Raw genomic sequence first — 18,147 nt, forward strand, 5'->3', positions numbered from 1 at the left:
TCTGTGTGACTGATGACGAGCTGCTCGCGCGGCTCTCGGTGAGGTTGAGTTGAGCGAGAAGAGTGCTGCGCCGGCCGTGGGGCCGGATCGTCGGGCGATTGTTGCTGAGGCGCTGCGCAAGATTGATGATTTGACGGCGCGGTTGGCGGTTGCTGAGGCGGGTGATACTGAGCCGATTGCGGTGGTGGGTGTGGGGTGTCGTCTGCCTGGTGGGGTGGATGGTCCGGCTGCGTTGTGGCGGTTGTTGTGTGATGAGGGTTCGGGGATTGTTCGGGTTCCGGCGGATCGTTGGGATGCCGTTGGGTTGTTTTCGTCGGATCATTCGGTGCCGGGGACGATTTGTTCTCGTGAGGGCGGGTTTTTGACGTCGTGGCAGCCGGCGGAGTTTGATGCGGAGTTCTTTGGTATTTCGCCGCGTGAGGCTGATGCGATGGATCCTCAGCAGCGGTTGTTGATGGAGGTGGCCTGGGAGGCGTTGGAGCATGCCGGGATCACTAAGGAGGCGATCCGGGGTACGCAGACCGGTGTGTTCGTGGGGATGACGACCAACGACTATGCGTTGGCTGCTGCGGAACAGTTCGGTCCGCGCGATAATGATCCCTATCTTTCGTTCGGTAATGCGCCGAATTTTGCGGCGGGGCGGTTGTCGTATTTTTTGGGTGTGCATGGTCCGGCGATGATGTTGGATACGGCGTGTTCGTCGTCGTTGGTGTCGATTCATTTGGCGTGTGCGAGTTTGCGGCGTCGGGAGTCGGATCAGGCGTTGGCGGCTGGGGTGAATTTGATGTTGACCCCGCAGAACAGTATTGCGACGTCGCGGTGGGGGATGTTGGCGCCGGATGGGCAGTGCAAGACGTTTGATGCCGCGGCTGATGGTTATGTGCGGTCTGAGGGTGCTGGGGTGGTGGTGCTTAAGCGGCTTTCGGATGCGCAGCGTGATGGTGACCGGGTGTTGGCGGTGGTGCGTGGTTCGGCGGTGAATCAGGATGGGCCGTCGTCGGGTCAGACGGTGCCGTCGGGTCCGGCGCAGCAGAAGGTGGTGCGGGCGGCGTTGGCGTCGGCGCGGTTGGGGCCGGGCGATATTGATTATGTCGAGGCGCATGGTACGGGGACGGCGTTGGGGGATCCGATTGAGTTGGATGCTTTGGCGGCGGTGTTTGGTGAGCGGGGGTCTTCGGCGCCGTTGGTGTTGGGGTCGGTGAAGACTAATTTGGGGCATTTGGAGTCTGCTTCGGGTGTTGCGGGGTTCATTAAGACGGTGTTGTCGGTGCAGCGGGGGTTTATTCCGCGGCATGTGAATTTTTCGGAGTTGACGCCGAATGCGGGTGTGGGGGCGTCGAAGTTTGTGGTTGCTGGTGCGGCGATGGCGTGGCCGGTGGTGTCGCGTCCGCGTCGGGCGGGGGTGTCTTCGTTTGGGGTGTCGGGCACTAATGCGCATGTGATTGTGGAGCAGGCTCCCGAGGGTGAGGTGGCTTCGGGGGCTGTTGCGGTGCCGGTGAGTACGTTGGTGGTGTCGGGCAAGTCGCCGGCGCGTATCGCGGCCACTGCCGGGGTGCTTGCGCAGTGGATGGCCACCGACGGCGCCGACATCGCGCTACCGGACATCGCCCACGCGCTCAACCATCACCGCACTCGTCATCAGAAATTCGCCACCATCGCCGCCCGCGATCACGAGCAGGCCATTGCGGGGCTTGCTGGGCTGGCCGCCGGTGAATCCGCACCGGGCGTGGTGGAACCCGCCGCGGCGCTGCCCGGCCCCGGGACTGTGTTTGTGTTTTCGGGTCAGGGTTCGCATTGGGTGGGGATGGGTCGTCGGTTGTTGGCCGATGAGCCGGTGTTTGCTGCGGCTGTTGATGAGTTGGAGCCGGTTTTTGTTGCGCAGGTGGGTTTTTCGCTGCGTGAGGTGATTGCTGCGGGCGTGCAGATTTCTGGTGATGCGCAGGTGCAGCCGGTGATCATGGGGTTGCAGTTGGCGTTGGCTGCGTTGTGGCGTTCTTATGGGGTTGTTCCGGATGCGGTGATTGGGCATTCGATGGGGGAGGTGTCTGCGGCGGTGGTGGCCGGGGCGCTGACGCCGGAGCAGGGTTTGAGGGTGATCGGGGTGCGGTCGGCGTTGATGTCGCGGCAGGCCGGTCAGGGTGCGGTGGCGTTGTTGGAGTTGGATGCCGCTGCGGCGGTGGAGTTGTTGGCGGGTTATCCCGGTGTTGAGGTGGCGGGGTATTTGTCGCCGCGGCAGACGGTGGTGGCGGGTGCGCCGGCGGATGTGGATGCGGTGATCGCTGCGGTGGCTGCTTCCGAGCGGTTTGCGCGGCGGGTGAATATGGAGGTGGCCTCCCATACCGCGTTCATGGATCCGATCCTGGATGAACTGCGCGCCGAGTTGGCCGACATCACCCCCCAAACGCCGCAGATCCCCTTCATTTCCACGGCGGTGGATCCCGCGAGGCCCACGCCGCGATTGGACGCGGACTACTGGGTGGCCAATGTGCGCAAGCCCGCGTTGGTCAGCCAGGCCGTGACCGTGGCGGCCGCGGACCACGACACCTTCATCGAGATCAGCCCGCACCCGCTGTTGACCCACTCGATCATCGAGACGGCCGAAGCCGTCGTCGCCGAACCGGTGACGGTGGCCTCGACCCTGCGCAGGGGCGACGACGAGACCCTGAGCTTCCATGTTCAGCTCACCGAACTCGGCCGGCACCACAGTGGCACCGCCGCCAGGGTCGGCGGATTCGCCGAATTGCCCAGCACCCCCTGGCAGCACAGCCGGCATTGGCTCTACCCGCCCGGACCGGCCGGCCAGGCACCGGACCTGCATCCGCTACTCGGCGTACACGTCGAGATGCTGACCGGCGGCCACCTGTGGCAGAACGACCTTCGTGCCGAGGCCATGCCGTGGCTGGCCGAGCAACCGGTGCACGGACAGGCCGTTGCGTCCGCGGCGGCACTGATCGAGATGGCGGTGGCAGCAGGCAGCCAGGCCCTCGGTATACCCGCCGAGTCGATCGCGGTGACCAGCCTGAAGATCGAACAGCCGCTGCTGCTCGACACCGGGATGCAGGTCACCACCCAGCTCAGCGGGGCCGATGGCCAAACCCGGGTCGAGATCCACGCCCGCCAGGGCGACGAAGCCTGGACCCGGCACGCGGTCGCCGACATCGCAGCCGCGCCGGCGGATCGGGCGGCCGACGTGGGTGCCGAGCACAGTGTGCTCACCCTGCCCGACGATGTGGCCACCCACCCGGCGTACCGCCTGCACCCGGCCTTGCTCGATGCCGGGCTGCGGCAGCTGGCGGCGGCCATCGGAGTCGATAACGCGGAGCACGGCGGTTACGTGCCGGCGGCGGTGGCCGCGGTGCGGGTGTTCGCACCTGCCGGACGCCAGGTGCGTTGCCACACCGAGGTGAGCAGGCACGAAGACACGGTGGCCGTTGGCCGGGTCGTCCTGACCGACGACTCGGGCGCCGCCGTCGCCGAACTCACCGGTGTCGAGCTGCGCCCGCTCGATCCCCGCTCGCTGCGGGTGCCGCTGGACCAGAAACTCTTCGCCACCGAGTGGACACCGACGGAGCCGGTCAAGACGACGGACGGTACCGGTGGGGCCGCCGGCAGCTGGCTGCTGCTCTGCGAGCCCGGCGCCGACACCGAGGGCTTGGCCGCGCAGTTCGCCGCGCGGTTGGCCGCCCCGAGCCGCAAGGTGCTCACCGGGCCATTCGCCGATGACCCCGCTCTGATCGACGCGGTGGGGCAGGCCGCCGCCGACCCCGCGCATCCGCCGGCCGGCATCGTCGTCTTCCTGGACCGGCGCGGGTTCGACGGGTCCGACCCGGACGGCGCACTGGCTCGCGCTCGCGAGCTCATCTGGACGGCTTCCTCGACGGCCCGCGCGGCGGTCGAGGGCTGGCCGGCTGCGGCCGGAGACAATAAGCCGCGGTTGTGGCTGGTCAGCCGTGGTGGGCTGGCCTTCGGCAGCGAGGTACCCGGCGACCCCGCTATCGGCGCACTCAAAGGTGTGGTCCGTACCTGGCGGTTCCCCGGCGAACTCGCCCGGGTCCTCGCCGACGAGCCCGACCTGGGCGCCACCCTGGTCGATCTGGACGCCTCGGCGGACACCGCAGCCCTGGCCGACGCCTTGCTGGCCGAACTGGGCGCCCCGCTGCGCGACGACGTGATCGCCTGGCGCGGCGGACAGCGCTACACCGAACGCCTCACCCGGGCCACGCTCGGCGGTGCCGCCGAAACGGTCCAGGCGTCGCACGCCGAGGTCCGCGCGGACGGCTCCTACCTGCTCACCGGCGGTCTGGGCGGTCTGGGCATCGTGGTGGCCCGCTGGCTGGTGGCCCGCGGCGCCGGACGCATCGTGCTCAACGGCCGCAGCGAGCCCGCCGACCAGCAGCGCGCTGTCCTCGACGAACTGGCCGCCGCCACCGAAGTGGTCTTTGTGGCCGGCGACATCAGCGCGCCGGGAGTGGCCGAGCGTCTGGTGGCCGCCGCGCAGGAGACCGGCAAGCCGCTGCGCGGGGTCGTGCACGCCGCCGGTGTGCTGGGCGACGGTCTGGTGACGGCCGTGACTCGCGAGAGCCTGGAGAGCGTCTGGTCGGCCAAGGCTGTCGGCGCCGCGCGGCTGCATGCGGCCACCGCAGCCGCCCAGCTCGACTGGTGGGTGGGCTTCTCCTCGATGGCCGCGCTGCTGGGCCTGCCCGGCCAGCTCGGATACGCCACCTCCAATGCCTGGTTGGACGCGCTGATGGCGTGGCGGCACGCCTCGGGCCTGCCCGCGACCGCCATCAACTGGGGTCAGTGGTCGGATGTGGGTCTGGGCCGGTCGATGACGCTCAGCGTCCTCGACCCAATCAGCCCCGATGAAGGCGTCGAGGCGCTGGACGCCGTGCTGGGTGCCGACTCCGGCCTGATCGGGGCTCGGATTGGGGTGGGACGGCTGCGTATCGACCGTGCGGTCGCCACCTCGCCGGAATTCCGGGATCTGACCTTCTTCGAGGATCTGGTGAGCGAGGCCTCTGAAGCCGGAGTGGCGGTCGATGCCGCTGCGCCCGATATGGAGGTGGCCTCCCATACCGCGTTCATGGATCCGATCCTGGATGAACTGCGCGCCGAGTTGGCCGACATCACCCCCCAAATGCCGCAGATCCCGTTCCTGTCCACCGTGGTCGATCCGCTCGGGCCCACCCCGGTGCTCGACGCCGGCTACTGGGCGGACAACGTGCGCCAACCTGCCCGGGTGAACCAGGCGGTGGCCGCCGCAGGGGACAAGTACGGCACGTTCATCGAGATCAGCCCGCACCCGATCTTGACCCACACCATCGACGAGATCCTGGACGCGGTGCCGCACTGCAGCGTCGCCACGCTGGTTCGCGACGGCGATGACACCGTCGTCTTCCATCAGCATCTCAACAGCGCGCACCCGGTGAGCCCTCGCGAACTGCCGCACCCGTCGGGGACCCACCCGGTGCTGCCGACCACGCCGTGGCGACACACCCACCACTGGCTTGTAGCCGAAAGTTCCATCACTGCAGCAGAATCCGCGCCGCGTCCGGGACTTCTGCTGGGTACCCACATCAAGATCGGCAGCACGCCGACCGTCCACCTGTGGCAAGCCCGGCTGTCGCCGGAGACCAAGCCCTACCCCGGCAGTCACCGCAACAACGGGGTGGAGCTGGTCCCGGCATCGGTGCTGCTGCAAACCCTGTCGGACGCCGCGTTCGAGGTCAGCGGACACTCGGCGGTCAACGAGATCCGGTTCGAGCACCCGATCATCGTCGACCGGCCGCGGACCATCCAGGTGGTCGCCGACGGTGAATCGGTGACGGTGTCATCGAAGGCGGTTTCCGACGACCCCGCGGCTCGCTGGGTCAAACACCTCAGCGCCCGCATCGCGCCGCGCGACGAATCCTCCTGGCCCGCTGCTGATTCGGCACTCACCAATGGCCACGGCGGAACCTTCTTCGACGACGACGCGGTGACCGAGCTGTGGCTCACCTGGGGCAGTGAGGGACGCCCGTTCGAGTGGTCGCTGACCTCCGGTCGGGCCACCGCGACGGAATTGCGTGCCGACGTCACATCCGCGCAGTCCGGCACGGCCGCGCTGCTCGACGCCGCGCTGCACGTTGCCCGCCTGGTCGACGATGCCAACTCCGAGCTCATGGTGCCCGCGTCGGTCGACGATGTCCGTTTCGGCGACGCGCCCGCCGACGGCCGGGCCGGAGTCACTGTGCAGCGGCGCGACGGCGGCGAGGGCGAACTCATCGTCGACATCGCCGTGACCACAGCCGACGGCGCCCGGTGTGTCGACATCCGCGGGCTGCGCTACACGGCGCTGAACTCGGCCACCTCGGCCGACGACCCGAGCTCGATCGCCCACGCGATCGACTGGCAGCCCTGGGATGCCGAACCGCAAACCCCGAGCCAGCCGGGATCTTTGACGGTGATCGGTGGCGGTGCCGCCGCCGAGCGTCTGCGCGACGGATTGACCGCGGTCGGTCACCACACTGTCGGGATCACCGACGCCCAGAACGTCGTCTACGTCGCCGACCCGGGCCCAGCAGACGAATCCGACCTGGATTGCGCGGCCCGGCTGGCCGGCGAGGTGGCCGAGCTGGTGGCCACACTGGCCGACCGGGACGCTCACCCGCCGGCCCTGTGGATCATCACTCATGGAGTGCACGAGGCCGCCTCTGCCGCTGCGGTGCGCCAAAGCTGCCTGTGGGGTCTGGCGGGCGTGATCCGGGCAGAGCAACCGCAGCTGTGCGGTGGGCTGGTGGACCTGCCCAGCGGTGACACCGTCGATGTTGCCGCGTCCGCTGCGGCGCTGTCGGGCATCCTGCGCACGCCGGCCAAGGCCATCCTGGTGTGGCGTGACGGCCAGTTCCTGACGCCGGCGTTCACTCCGATCGCCGGTCCGCCGCAGCGTGAGCCGATGGTGTGCCAGCCCGACGGCGCCTACCTCATCACCGGCGGTATGGGTGCGCTCGGCCTGCTGATGGCCGGATGGCTGGCCGACCGCGGTGCCCGGCGCCTGATCTTGGCGGGCCGCAGCGCCCTGCCGCCCCGGCGCGACTGGGACTCCGAGGAGATCGAGGAGGGCGTGCGGCACAAGATTGCCGCCATCCGGGCGTTGGAGCGGCGCGGTGTCACCGTAGATGTGGCCGGCCTCGACGTCGGCTCCCGGGCCGCGGTGGCTGACCTGTTGGCCCGCCGCGACGCCGCCGGCGCCCCGCCGATCCGCGGCATCATCCATGCTGCCGGTATCACCGAGGGCCAACTGCTCACCGAGGTCGAGACCGAGCGGCTTCGCGACACGATGTGGCCCAAGGTCGCGGGTGCGCAGGTGCTCAATGAGCTCTTCCCACCGGGAAGCCTGGACTTCTTCTTCATGACCGCAGCCGCCGGGGCAGTGTTCGGGGTTCCTGGTCAGGGTGCCTACGCGAGCGCCAACGCCTACCTGGACGGCTTGGCTCGGGCCCGCCACCAGCTGGGCTGCCACAGCGTCAGCCTGGACTGGGTGGCGTGGAAGGGCGTGGGCTTCGGGGTCGAGGCACACGTCGTGCTGCACGAACTCGAGCGGATGGGCTCACGGCCCATCACCCCAGCGGAAGCCTTCGCCGCCTGGGACCACGTGGAGCACTACGACGTCGCGCAGGCCGTGATGGTGCCGCTGCCGTCGGAGGGGGAGCCGGGTACCGCCGGCACCGGTGTTGCCGGACCGGTCCGCGACTGGGCGCAGCTGCCCGCCGATGAGATACTGAGCGAGCTGGAAGTCGGGTTGCGCAGCATTCTGGCGCGCGAGCTTCGCATGTCGGAGGCTGAGCTTCAGCTGGACCGGCCGTTCGCCGAACTCGGTCTGAACTCCGTGATGGCGATGTCGGTCCGCCGCGACATCGAAGCGCTGGTCGGCATGGAGCTGTCGGCCACCATGCTGTGGAATCACCCGACGACTGCGGCACTGGCGGCGCACCTGACCGGCAAGCTGCTGCCGCAGGAAGATGTCGGCGGCGGCGCGGAAGCCACCGGAGGTGAGCTGCCCGAGTCGGCCGACAGTGTTTTGAATGAGCTGTTCGACAGCGTGGAATCGGCTCCGGCCGGATGGGACGGGATCTAGTGGGAATTGAGTTCCCCGCATGACCGCAGCATTTGACGAAGAATCACTGCGCCACTGGCTGGCCGACTATCTGGTCACCAACATCGGTTGCAGCCTCGAGGACATCGATTTCAACGCGTCGCTCAACGATCTGGGCGTCGGTTCCCGCGATGCCGTAGTGCTCTGCGGGGAGCTGTCCGAACTGCTCGGCCGCAAGGTCTCACCGGTGGAACTCTGGCAGCACCCGTCGGTCACGGAATTGGCCCGGTTCCTCATCGAGCCCGAATCCGCCGACGAAGAGTTAGCACCCGAGCCCGGTCGATTTGGCACCGACGAGCCCATCGCGGTGATCGGTCTGGGTTGCCGGTTCCCCGGTGACATCAACTCACCGGACGCGCTGTGGCAGTTCCTGCTCGACGGCGGCAACGCGGTGACAGAAGTGCCTGCCGATCGCTGGGAGCCGTTCGACGACGGGTCAGCCGAGACCGGCAACGCGATCGCCCGGACCACCCGCTGGGGCTCATTTCTGCGCGATATCGCCGCATTCGACGCCGAGTTCTTCGACATCTCCAGCCGCGAAGCGGTCAAGATGGACCCGCAGCAACGGCTCTTGCTCGAAGTGGCGTGGGAAGCCTTGGAGCACGCGGGAATTCCGGCGACATCGTTGCGGCGATCGCAGACCGGTGTGTACGTCGGGGCCAGCATCACCGAGTACGGCTGCCATGCGTCCTCCGACCTGCAAAGCGTCGACGCCTGGAGCAACGCCGGTGGCGCACTGAGCATCATCGCCAACCGGCTGTCGTATTTCCTGGACCTGCGCGGGCCGTCGGTGACGGTGGACACCGCGTGCTCGTCTTCGCTGGTCGCCCTGCACCTGGCGTGCCGGAGTCTGCGGACCGGGGAATGCGAGACCGCCATCGCCGGCGGCGTGAACCTGCTGATGTCACCCGCGGTGTTCCGCGGGTTCGACCAGAGCGGGGCCTTGTCGACGACCGGTGCCTGCCACGCGTTCGACGCCGACGCCGACGGGTTCGTTCGCGGTGAGGGCTGCGGTGTCGTGATACTCAAGCGGCTGTCCGACGCCCGCCACGACGGCGACCGCGTGCTGGCGGTGGTGCGCGGATCGGCGATCAACTCCGACGGCCACTCCAACGGCCTGCTGGCGCCGAACCCGGCCGCCCAAATGGCGGTCCTGCGATCGGCCTACGCCGACGCCGGCATCGCCCCACAGGACGTCGACTACGTCGAAACCCACGGAACCGGAACCCTGTTGGGCGACCCGATCGAGGCCAAAGCGCTGGGCACCGTGCTGGGCCGGGGCCGTTCCGCCCAGGCGCCGCTGCTGCTCGGCGCCGCCAAGTCGAACCTTGGCCATCTCGAGGCGGCCGCCGGGATGGTCGGCTTCATCAAGACGGTGCTGGCCGTCCAACGCGGGCGAATTCCGAAGAACCTGCATTTCAACACCCCGAACCCGCACATCACTTTCGAGCAGATGCGTTTGAAAGTCGTTGCCGAACAACAGGAATGGCCTTCCTCGGATCACCCGCGGCGGGCCGGGATCTCCTCATTCGGATTCGGTGGCACCAACGCCCATGTGGTCATCGAGCAGGCGCCACCCGCCAAGATCACTGCGCGCGAGGTAGATCCGGCAGTGACCACCCTGGTGGTCTCGGCACGGACCCCGGAACGGATCGCGGCAACAGCCAGCGACCTGGCCGACTGGATGGAAGGCGACGGCGCCGGCGTGGAACTGGCCGACGTCGCCCACACCCTCAATCACCACCGTGCCCGGCAACCCCTGTTCGGCACGGTGTGCGCCCGCGACCGGGGTGCGGCGATCAGTGGCCTGCGGGCACTGGCGGCCGGCACCTCGGCGGATGGCCAGGAGTGCGGAGTCATCGGTCCGCACGACGGCCCATGCGGCCCCGGCACCGTATTCGTGTATTCGGGCCAGGGCTCGCACTGGATCGGCATGGGCCGTCAACTGCTCACCGACGAGCCGTCGTTCGCCCGGGCGCTGGCCGTGCTGGAACCGGCATTCGTCGAACACGTCGGGTTCTCGCTGTGGCAGGTGATCTCCGCCGGTGAACCGGTCAGCGGCGACGCGCAGGTACAGCCTGTCCTGATGGGACTCCAGCTGGCGCTGACCGAGCTGTGGCGCTCCTACGGGGTACACCCCGACGCCGTTATCGGTCACTCCATGGGCGAGGTCACCGCGGCGGTGGTCGCCGGGGCGCTGAGCCCGGCCGATGGATTCCGGGTCATCGCGGCTCGTTCGCAGTTGATGTCGCGGCAGGCCGGTCAGGGCGCGGTGGCGCTGCTGAACTTGGACACCGACGCCGTCGAGGCGCTGCTGGCCGACTACCCGGATGTCAGTGTGGCGGGCTACCTCTCGCCGAAGCAGACCGTGGTGGCGGGTCCGGTGGCACCCGTCGATGCGGTCATCGCGGCTGTCAGTGGCCAGAACAAGTTCGCCCGGCGGGTCAACATGGAAGTGGCCTCGCACACCGCGCTGATGGACCCGATCCTGCCCGAGTTGCGGGCGGCATTGGCGGACCTGACGCCCGAAGTCGCCACCATCCCGTTCTTCTCGACGGTGACCGAAGCCGCCATGCCGGCCGGGGGCATACCGCTCTTGGACGCCGACTACTGGGTGAACAACGTTCGGCAGCCTGCGCTGCTGACCCAAGCGGTTGCTGCCGCGGCCGGGGAGTACACCACGTTCGTGGAAGTCAGCGCCCACCCGATTCTCACTCACGCGATTGCTGACACCGTGGAAGCGCTCGGCGGTCACCACCACAGCGTCGGAACCCTGGTGCGCGACGCCGACGACGCGGTCAGCTTTCACACCAGCCTCAACTGCACGCACACCACCCAGCCCCCGCAGACCGCGCACCCGGCTGAGCCGCACCCGGTGCTGCCCGCCACCCCGTGGCAGCACAGCAGCTACTGGATCGAGACCGCGGCCGTCCGGCGCCCCGCCGTCCCGGCTGGTGCCGGCCCACAACGGGCCGTTGGCAGTCCGGGTGCGGTGCCCGAGGACTGGTGGTGCGAACTGACCTGGCCGGCTGCCGAAGCAGCGGCCTCGGAAATCGATACGGCGACCGGCACTCCCTCCTGGCTGGTGATCGGCGGCGATGACCTGGGTGCCGAGATCGGCGCGAAGCTGGGCGGCGGCGTTACTACGCTGGACGCATCGGTTCTGGCTGCCGACGGCGGACGCGCGGCACTGGCCGCGGCGCTGGGCACCGCCACCCATGTGCTGTTCGCGCCGTCCACGGATGCGAAGGATCTGAGCGCCGCACCGGCCTACGATGCGTTCAACGCGGCGCGGCGCCTGGTCACCGCGATGGCGGAGCAGCTGTCGAACCCGGCGAAGCTGTTCCTGCTGACGCGCAATGCTCAACCTGTCGGCGATGGCGACCGGGCCAACCCCGCGCACGCCGTGCTCTGGGGACTGGGCCGCAGCCTGGCCCTGGAGCACCCGGAGATCTGGGGCAGGGTCGTCGACGTCGACGAGTCGGTCCCCGCAGCACTGGTCGCCGGATATCTGCTGGCCGAGGCCGACGCCTCCGACAACGAGGACCAGGTCGTCTACCGGGCCGGTATTCGTCGGGTGCCGCGCCTGCTCGGCGGTCGTCCCAGCGGTGCTGCGCCGGTCGAATTCGACGCCGACAGTTGCCATCTGGTGATCGGTGCGACCGGCAACATCGGGCCGCAGCTGGTACGGCAACTGGCGGCCAGTGGCGCCAAGACCATTGTCGCGGTGTCCCGACGTCCGGGCTCACTGCTCGAGGCGTTGGCGACGGAGTTGGCCTCGGCCGGAACGACACTGGTGACAGTGCCTGCCGACGCCGCCGACGAGACCGCGATGGGCGCACTGTTCGATCGCTTCGGTGCGGACCTGCCGCCGCTGGAAGGCATCCACGTGGCGGCCTTCGCCGGCGGCCCGGTGACCCTGCGGGACATGACCGACGACGACGTCACCACCATGTTCCGTCCGAAGCTCGACGTGGTCGCGGTGTTGCACAAGCTGTCGCTGCGACAGCCGGTGCGCTACTTCGTGCTGTTCTCGTCGATCTCTGGCATCACCGGGTCGCGCTGGCTGGCGCACTACACGGCCACCACTACCTTCCTGGACACCTTCGCCTACGCCCGCCGCGCGGCCGGGCTGCCGGCCACCGCGATCAACTGGGGCTTGTGGAAGTCGTTGACCGACACCCAATCCGATGTCGAACGCCAGGTGACTGTCGACTCCGGGCTGGAGCCGATGGCCGACGATGTCGCCATCGGAGCGCTGCCACTGGTGATCGGTGCACACAGCGCGGTGCGGCACACCGTCGTCGCGGCGGACTGGCCGCGGCTTGCCGCCGCTTACCGCACCCGGGCGGCGCTGCTCATCGTCGACGAGCTGCTGATCGTCCACGCACCGGCTGACGGACCGGCCGCCCAGAGCACCGAGTTCCGCCGCGCTCTGGCTGAGGCGGAACCCGAACAGCGTGCGGAGCTGCTGCGCGAACACGTCACCGACCAGGTCGTCGCCGCCATGGGACTGGGGTCGCGCCACGCGCTGGATCCGACCGCCGGATTCTTCCAGTCCGGCATGGATTCGCTGATGAGCGTCACCCTGCAGCGGTCACTCTCCGACAGCCTCGGCGAAACTCTGCCGGCCGCAGTGGTGTTCGACTACCCGACCATCGACGCACTGACGGGATATCTCGCGACGATCCTGCCCGAGCTGGTAGCGGTCGCCGAGCAGGACAGCGCCGACGCCTATGACGACATGAGTGATGACGAGCTGCTCGCGCAGCTGTCGGAGAGGTTGAGTTGAGCGAGAAGAGTGCTGCGCCGGTCGGGGGGCCGGATCGTCGGGCGATGGTTGCGGGGGCGGTGCGCAAGAGTGATGATTTGACGGCGCGGTTGGCGGTTGCTGAGGCGGGTGATANGACGGCCGCGCTGTCCAAGGCACACGGACTGGTGAGCGGTGACTTGGTCCTCGTGTCGCCGGGTGCTATCCCGATCACGACCAGTGGCAAGATTCGCCGTTCCAGCTGTGTGGAGATCTACCAGCGTGATGGGTTCGACCGACTGGATGCTACCGCTCGGTCTGTGTGACTGATGACGAGCTGCTCGCGCGGCTCTCGGGGAGGTTGAGTTGAGCGAGAAGAGTGCTGCGCCGGTCGGGGGGCCGGATCGTCGGGCGATTGTTGCTGAGGCGCTGCGCAAGATTGATGATTTGACGGCGCGGTTGGCGGTTGCTGAGGCGGGTGATACTGAGCCGATTGCGGTGGTGGGTGTGGGGTGTCGTCTGCCTGGTGGGGTGGATGGTCCGGCTGCGTTGTGGCGGTTGTTGTGTGATGAGGGTTCGGGGATTGTTCGGGTTCCGGCGGATCGTTGGGATGCCGATGGGTTGTTTTCGTCGGATCATTCGGTGCCGGGGACGATTTGTTCTCGTGAGGGCGGGTTTTTGACGTCGTGGCAGCCGGCGGAGTTTGATGCGGAGTTCTTTGGTATTTCGCCGCGTGAGGCTGATGCGATGGATCCTCAGCAGCGGTTGTTGATGGAGGTGGCCTGGGAGGCGTTGGAGCATGCCGGGATCACTAAGGAGGCGATCCGGGGTACGCAGACCGGTGTGTTCGTGGGGATGACGACCAACGACTATGCGTTGGCTGCTGCGGAACAGTTCGGTCCGCGCGATAATGATCCCTATCTTTCGTTCGGTAATGCGCCGAATTTTGCGGCGGGGCGGTTGTCGTATTTTTTGGGTGTGCATGGTCCGGCGATGATGTTGGATACGGCGTGTTCGTCGTCGTTGGTGTCGATTCATTTGGCGTGTGCGAGTTTGCGGCGTCGGGAGTCGGATCAGGCGTTGGCGGCTGGGGTGAATTTGATGTTGACCCCGCAGAACAGTATTGCGACGTCGCGGTGGGGGATGTTGGCGCCGGATGGGCAGTGCAAGACGTTTGATGCCGCGGCTGATGGTTATGTGCGGTCTGAGGGTGCTGGGGTGGTGGTGCTTAAGCGGCTTTCGGATGCGCAGCGTGATGGTGACCGGGTGTTGGCGGTGGTGCGTGGTTCGGCGGTGAATCAGGATGGGCCGTCGTCGGGTCAGACGGTGCCGTCGGGTCCGGCGCAGCAGAAGGTGGTGCGGGCGGCGTTGGCGTCGGCGCGGTTGGGGCCGGGCGATATTGATTATGTCGAGGCGCATGGTACGGGGACGGCGTTGGGGGATCCGATTGAGTTGGATGCTTTGGCGGCGGTGTTTGGTGAGCGGGGGTCTTCGGCGCCGTTGGTGTTGGGGTCGGTGAAGACTAATTTGGGGCATTTGGAGTCTGCTTCGGGTGTTGCGGGGTTCATTAAGACGGTGTTGTCGGTGCAGCGGGGGTTTATTCCGCGGCATGTGAATTTTTCGGAGTTGACGCCGAATGCGGGTGTGGGGGCGTCGAAGTTTGTGGTTGCTGGTGCGGCGATGGCGTGGCCGGTGGTGTCGCGTCCGCGTCGGGCGGGGGTGTCTTCGTTTGGGGTGTCGGGCACTAATGCGCATGTGATTGTGGAGCAGGCTCCCGAGGGTGAGGTGGCTTCGGGGGCTGTTGCGGTGCCGGTGAGTACGTTGGTGGTGTCGGGCAAGTCGCCGGCGCGTATCGCGGCCACTGCCGGGGTGCTTGCGCAGTGGATGGCCACCGACGGCGCCGACATCGCGCTACCGGACATCGCCCACGCGCTCAACCATCACCGCACTCGTCATCAGAAATTCGCCACCATCGCCGCCCGCGATCACGAGCAGGCCATTGCGGGGCTTGCTGGGCTGGCCGCCGGTGAATCCGCACCGGGCGTGGTGGAACCCGCCGCGGCGCTGCCCGGCCCCGGGACTGTGTTTGTGTTTTCGGGTCAGGGTTCGCATTGGGTGGGGATGGGTCGTCGGTTGTTGGCCGATGAGCCGGTGTTTGCTGCGGCTGTTGATGAGTTGGAGCCGGTTTTTGTTGCGCAGGTGGGTTTTTCGCTGCGTGAGGTGATTGCTGCGGGCGTGCAGATTTCTGGTGATGCGCAGGTGCAGCCGGTGATCATGGGGTTGCAGTTGGCGTTGGCTGCGTTGTGGCGTTCTTATGGGGTTGTTCCGGATGCGGTGATTGGGCATTCGATGGGGGAGGTGTCTGCGGCGGTGGTGGCCGGGGCGCTGACGCCGGAGCAGGGTTTGAGGGTGATCGGGGTGCGGTCGGCGTTGATGTCGCGGCAGGCCGGTCAGGGTGCGGTGGCGTTGTTGGAGTTGGATGCCGCTGCGGCGGTGGAGTTGTTGGCGGGTTATCCCGGTGTTGAGGTGGCGGGGTATTTGTCGCCGCGGCAGACGGTGGTGGCGGGTGCGCCGGCGGATGTGGATGCGGTGATCGCTGCGGTGGCTGCTTCCGAGCGGTTTGCGCGGCGGGTGAATATGGAGGTGGCCTCCCATACCGCGTTCATGGATCCGATCCTGGATGAACTGCGCGCCGAGTTGGCCGACATCACCCCCCAAACGCCGCAGATCCCCTTCATTTCCACGGCGGTGGATCCCGCGAGGCCCACGCCGCGATTGGACGCGGACTACTGGGTGGCCAATGTGCGCAAGCCCGCGTTGGTCAGCCAGGCCGTGACCGTGGCGGCCGCGGACCACGACACCTTCATCGAGATCAGCCCGCACCCGCTGTTGACCCACTCGATCATCGAGACGGCCGAAGCCGTCGTCGCCGAACCGGTGACGGTGGCCTCGACCCTGCGCAGGGGCGACGACGAGACCCTGAGCTTCCATGTTCAGCTCACCGAACTCGGCCGGCACCACAGTGGCACCGCCGCCAGGGTCGGCGGATTCGCCGAATTGCCCAGCACCCCCTGGCAGCACAGCCGGCATTGGCTCTACCCGCCCGGACCGGCCGGCCAGGCACCGGACCTGCATCCGCTACTCGGCGTACACGTCGAGATGCTGACCGGCGGCCACCTGTGGCAGAACGACCTTCGTGCCGAGGCCATGCCGTGGCTGGCCGAGCAACCGGTGCACGGACAGGCCGTTGCGTCCGCGGCGGCACTGATCGAGATGGCGGTGGCAGCAGGCAGCCAGGCCCTCGGTATACCCGCCGAGTCGATCGCGGTGACCAGCCTGAAGATCGAACAGCCGCTGCTGCTCGACACCGGGATGCAGGTCACCACCCAGCTCAGCGGGGCCGATGGCCAAACCCGGGTCGAGATCCACGCCCGCCAGGGCGACGAAGCCTGGACCCGGCACGCGGTCGCCGACATCGCAGCCGCGCCGGCGGATCGGGCGGCCGACGTGGGTGCCGAGCACAGTGTGCTCACCCTGCCCGACGATGTGGCCACCCACCCGGCGTACCGCCTGCACCCGGCCTTGCTCGATGCCGGGCTGCGGCAGCTGGCGGCGGCCATCGGAGTCGATAACGCGGAGCACGGCGGTTACGTGCCGGCGGCGGTGGCCGCGGTGCGGGTGTTCGCACCTGCCGGACGCCAGGTGCGTTGCCACACCGAGGTGAGCAGGCACGAAGACACGGTGGCCGTTGGCCGGGTCGTCCTGACCGACGACTCGGGCGCCGCCGTCGCCGAACTCACCGGTGTCGAGCTGCGCCCGCTCGATCCCCGCTCGCTGCGGGTGCCGCTGGACCAGAAACTCTTCGCCACCGAGTGGACACCGACGGAGCCGGTCAAGACGACGGACGGTACCGGTGGGGCCGCCGGCAGCTGGCTGCTGCTCTGCGAGCCCGGCGCCGACACCGAGGGCTTGGCCGCGCAGTTCGCCGCGCGGTTGGCCGCCCCGAGCCGCAAGGTGCTCACCGGGCCATTCGCCGATGACCCCGCTCTGATCGACGCGGTGGGGCAGGCCGCCGCCGACCCCGCGCATCCGCCGGCCGGCATCGTCGTCTTCCTGGACCGGCGCGGGTTCGACGGGTCCGACCCGGACGGCGCACTGGCTCGCGCTCGCGAGCTCATCTGGACGGCTTCCTCGACGGCCCGCGCGGCGGTCGAGGGCTGGCCGGCTGCGGCCGGAGACAATAAGCCGCGGTTGTGGCTGGTCAGCCGTGGTGGGCTGGCCTTCGGCAGCGAGGTACCCGGCGACCCCGCTATCGGCGCACTCAAAGGTGTGGTCCGTACCTGGCGGTTCCCCGGCGAACTCGCCCGGGTCCTCGCCGACGAGCCCGACCTGGGCGCCACCCTGGTCGATCTGGACGCCTCGGCGGACACCGCAGCCCTGGCCGACGCCTTGCTGGCCGAACTGGGCGCCCCGCTGCGCGACGACGTGATCGCCTGGCGCGGCGGACAGCGCTACACCGAACGCCTCACCCGGGCCACGCTCGGCGGTGCCGCCGAAACGGTCCAGGCGTCGCACGCCGAGGTCCGCGCGGACGGCTCCTACCTGCTCACCGGCGGTCTGGGCGGTCTGGGCATCGTGGTGGCCCGCTGGCTGGTGGCCCGCGGCGCCGGACGCATCGTGCTCAACGGCCGCAGCGAGCCCGCCGACCAGCAGCGCGCTGTCCTCGACGAACTGGCCGCCGCCACCGAAGTGGTCTTTGTGGCCGGCGACATCAGCGCGCCGGGAGTGGCCGAGCGTCTGGTGGCCGCCGCGCAGGAGACCGGCAAGCCGCTGCGCGGGGTCGTGCACGCCGCCGGTGTGCTGGGCGACGGTCTGGTGACGGCCGTGACTCGCGAGAGCCTGGAGAGCGTCTGGTCGGCCAAGGCTGTCGGCGCCGCGCGGCTGCATGCGGCCACCGCAGCCGCCCAGCTCGACTGGTGGGTGGGCTTCTCCTCGATGGCCGCGCTGCTGGGCCTGCCCGGCCAGCTCGGATACGCCACCTCCAATGCCTGGTTGGACGCGCTGATGGCGTGGCGGCACGCCTCGGGCCTGCCCGCGACCGCCATCAACTGGGGTCAGTGGTCGGATGTGGGTCTGGGCCGGTCGATGACGCTCAGCGTCCTCGACCCAATCAGCCCCGATGAAGGCGTCGAGGCGCTGGACGCCGTGCTGGGTGCCGACTCCGGCCTGATCGGGGCTCGGATTGGGGTGGGACGGCTGCGTA

Annotated in this window: 2 protein-coding genes and 2 pseudogenes; all 4 read left to right on the forward strand. The window is 68.4% G+C overall.

Going from position 1 to position 18,147, the window contains the following annotated elements; genetic code table 11:
* Window positions 1-49 precede the first annotated feature (49 nt).
* The gene (locus BN4346_RS49055; protein WP_327344516.1) at window positions 50-8,116 is read left to right on the forward strand and encodes an SDR family NAD(P)-dependent oxidoreductase; all 8,067 of its coding nucleotides are present in this window, start codon (window positions 50-52) and stop codon (window positions 8,114-8,116) included.
* Window positions 8,117-8,135: 19 nt separating this feature from the next.
* A complete protein-coding gene (locus BN4346_RS36990; RefSeq protein WP_067973237.1) occupies window positions 8,136-12,926 on the forward strand; it encodes a type I polyketide synthase in 4,791 nt (1,596 codons plus the stop codon).
* 324 nt (window positions 12,927-13,250) lie between these two features.
* Window positions 13,251-16,307 (forward strand): annotated as a pseudogene (locus BN4346_RS50060) (type I polyketide synthase); the annotation flags it as partial.
* Window positions 16,308-16,421: 114 nt separating this feature from the next.
* A pseudogene (locus BN4346_RS50065) lies at window positions 16,422-17,999 on the forward strand (SDR family NAD(P)-dependent oxidoreductase); the annotation flags it as partial.
* Window positions 18,000-18,147 lie beyond the last annotated feature (148 nt).

Origin of the sequence: Mycolicibacter icosiumassiliensis (assembly GCF_900078685.2) — a bacterium.
Lineage (GTDB): Bacteria > Actinomycetota > Actinomycetes > Mycobacteriales > Mycobacteriaceae > Mycobacterium > Mycobacterium icosiumassiliensis.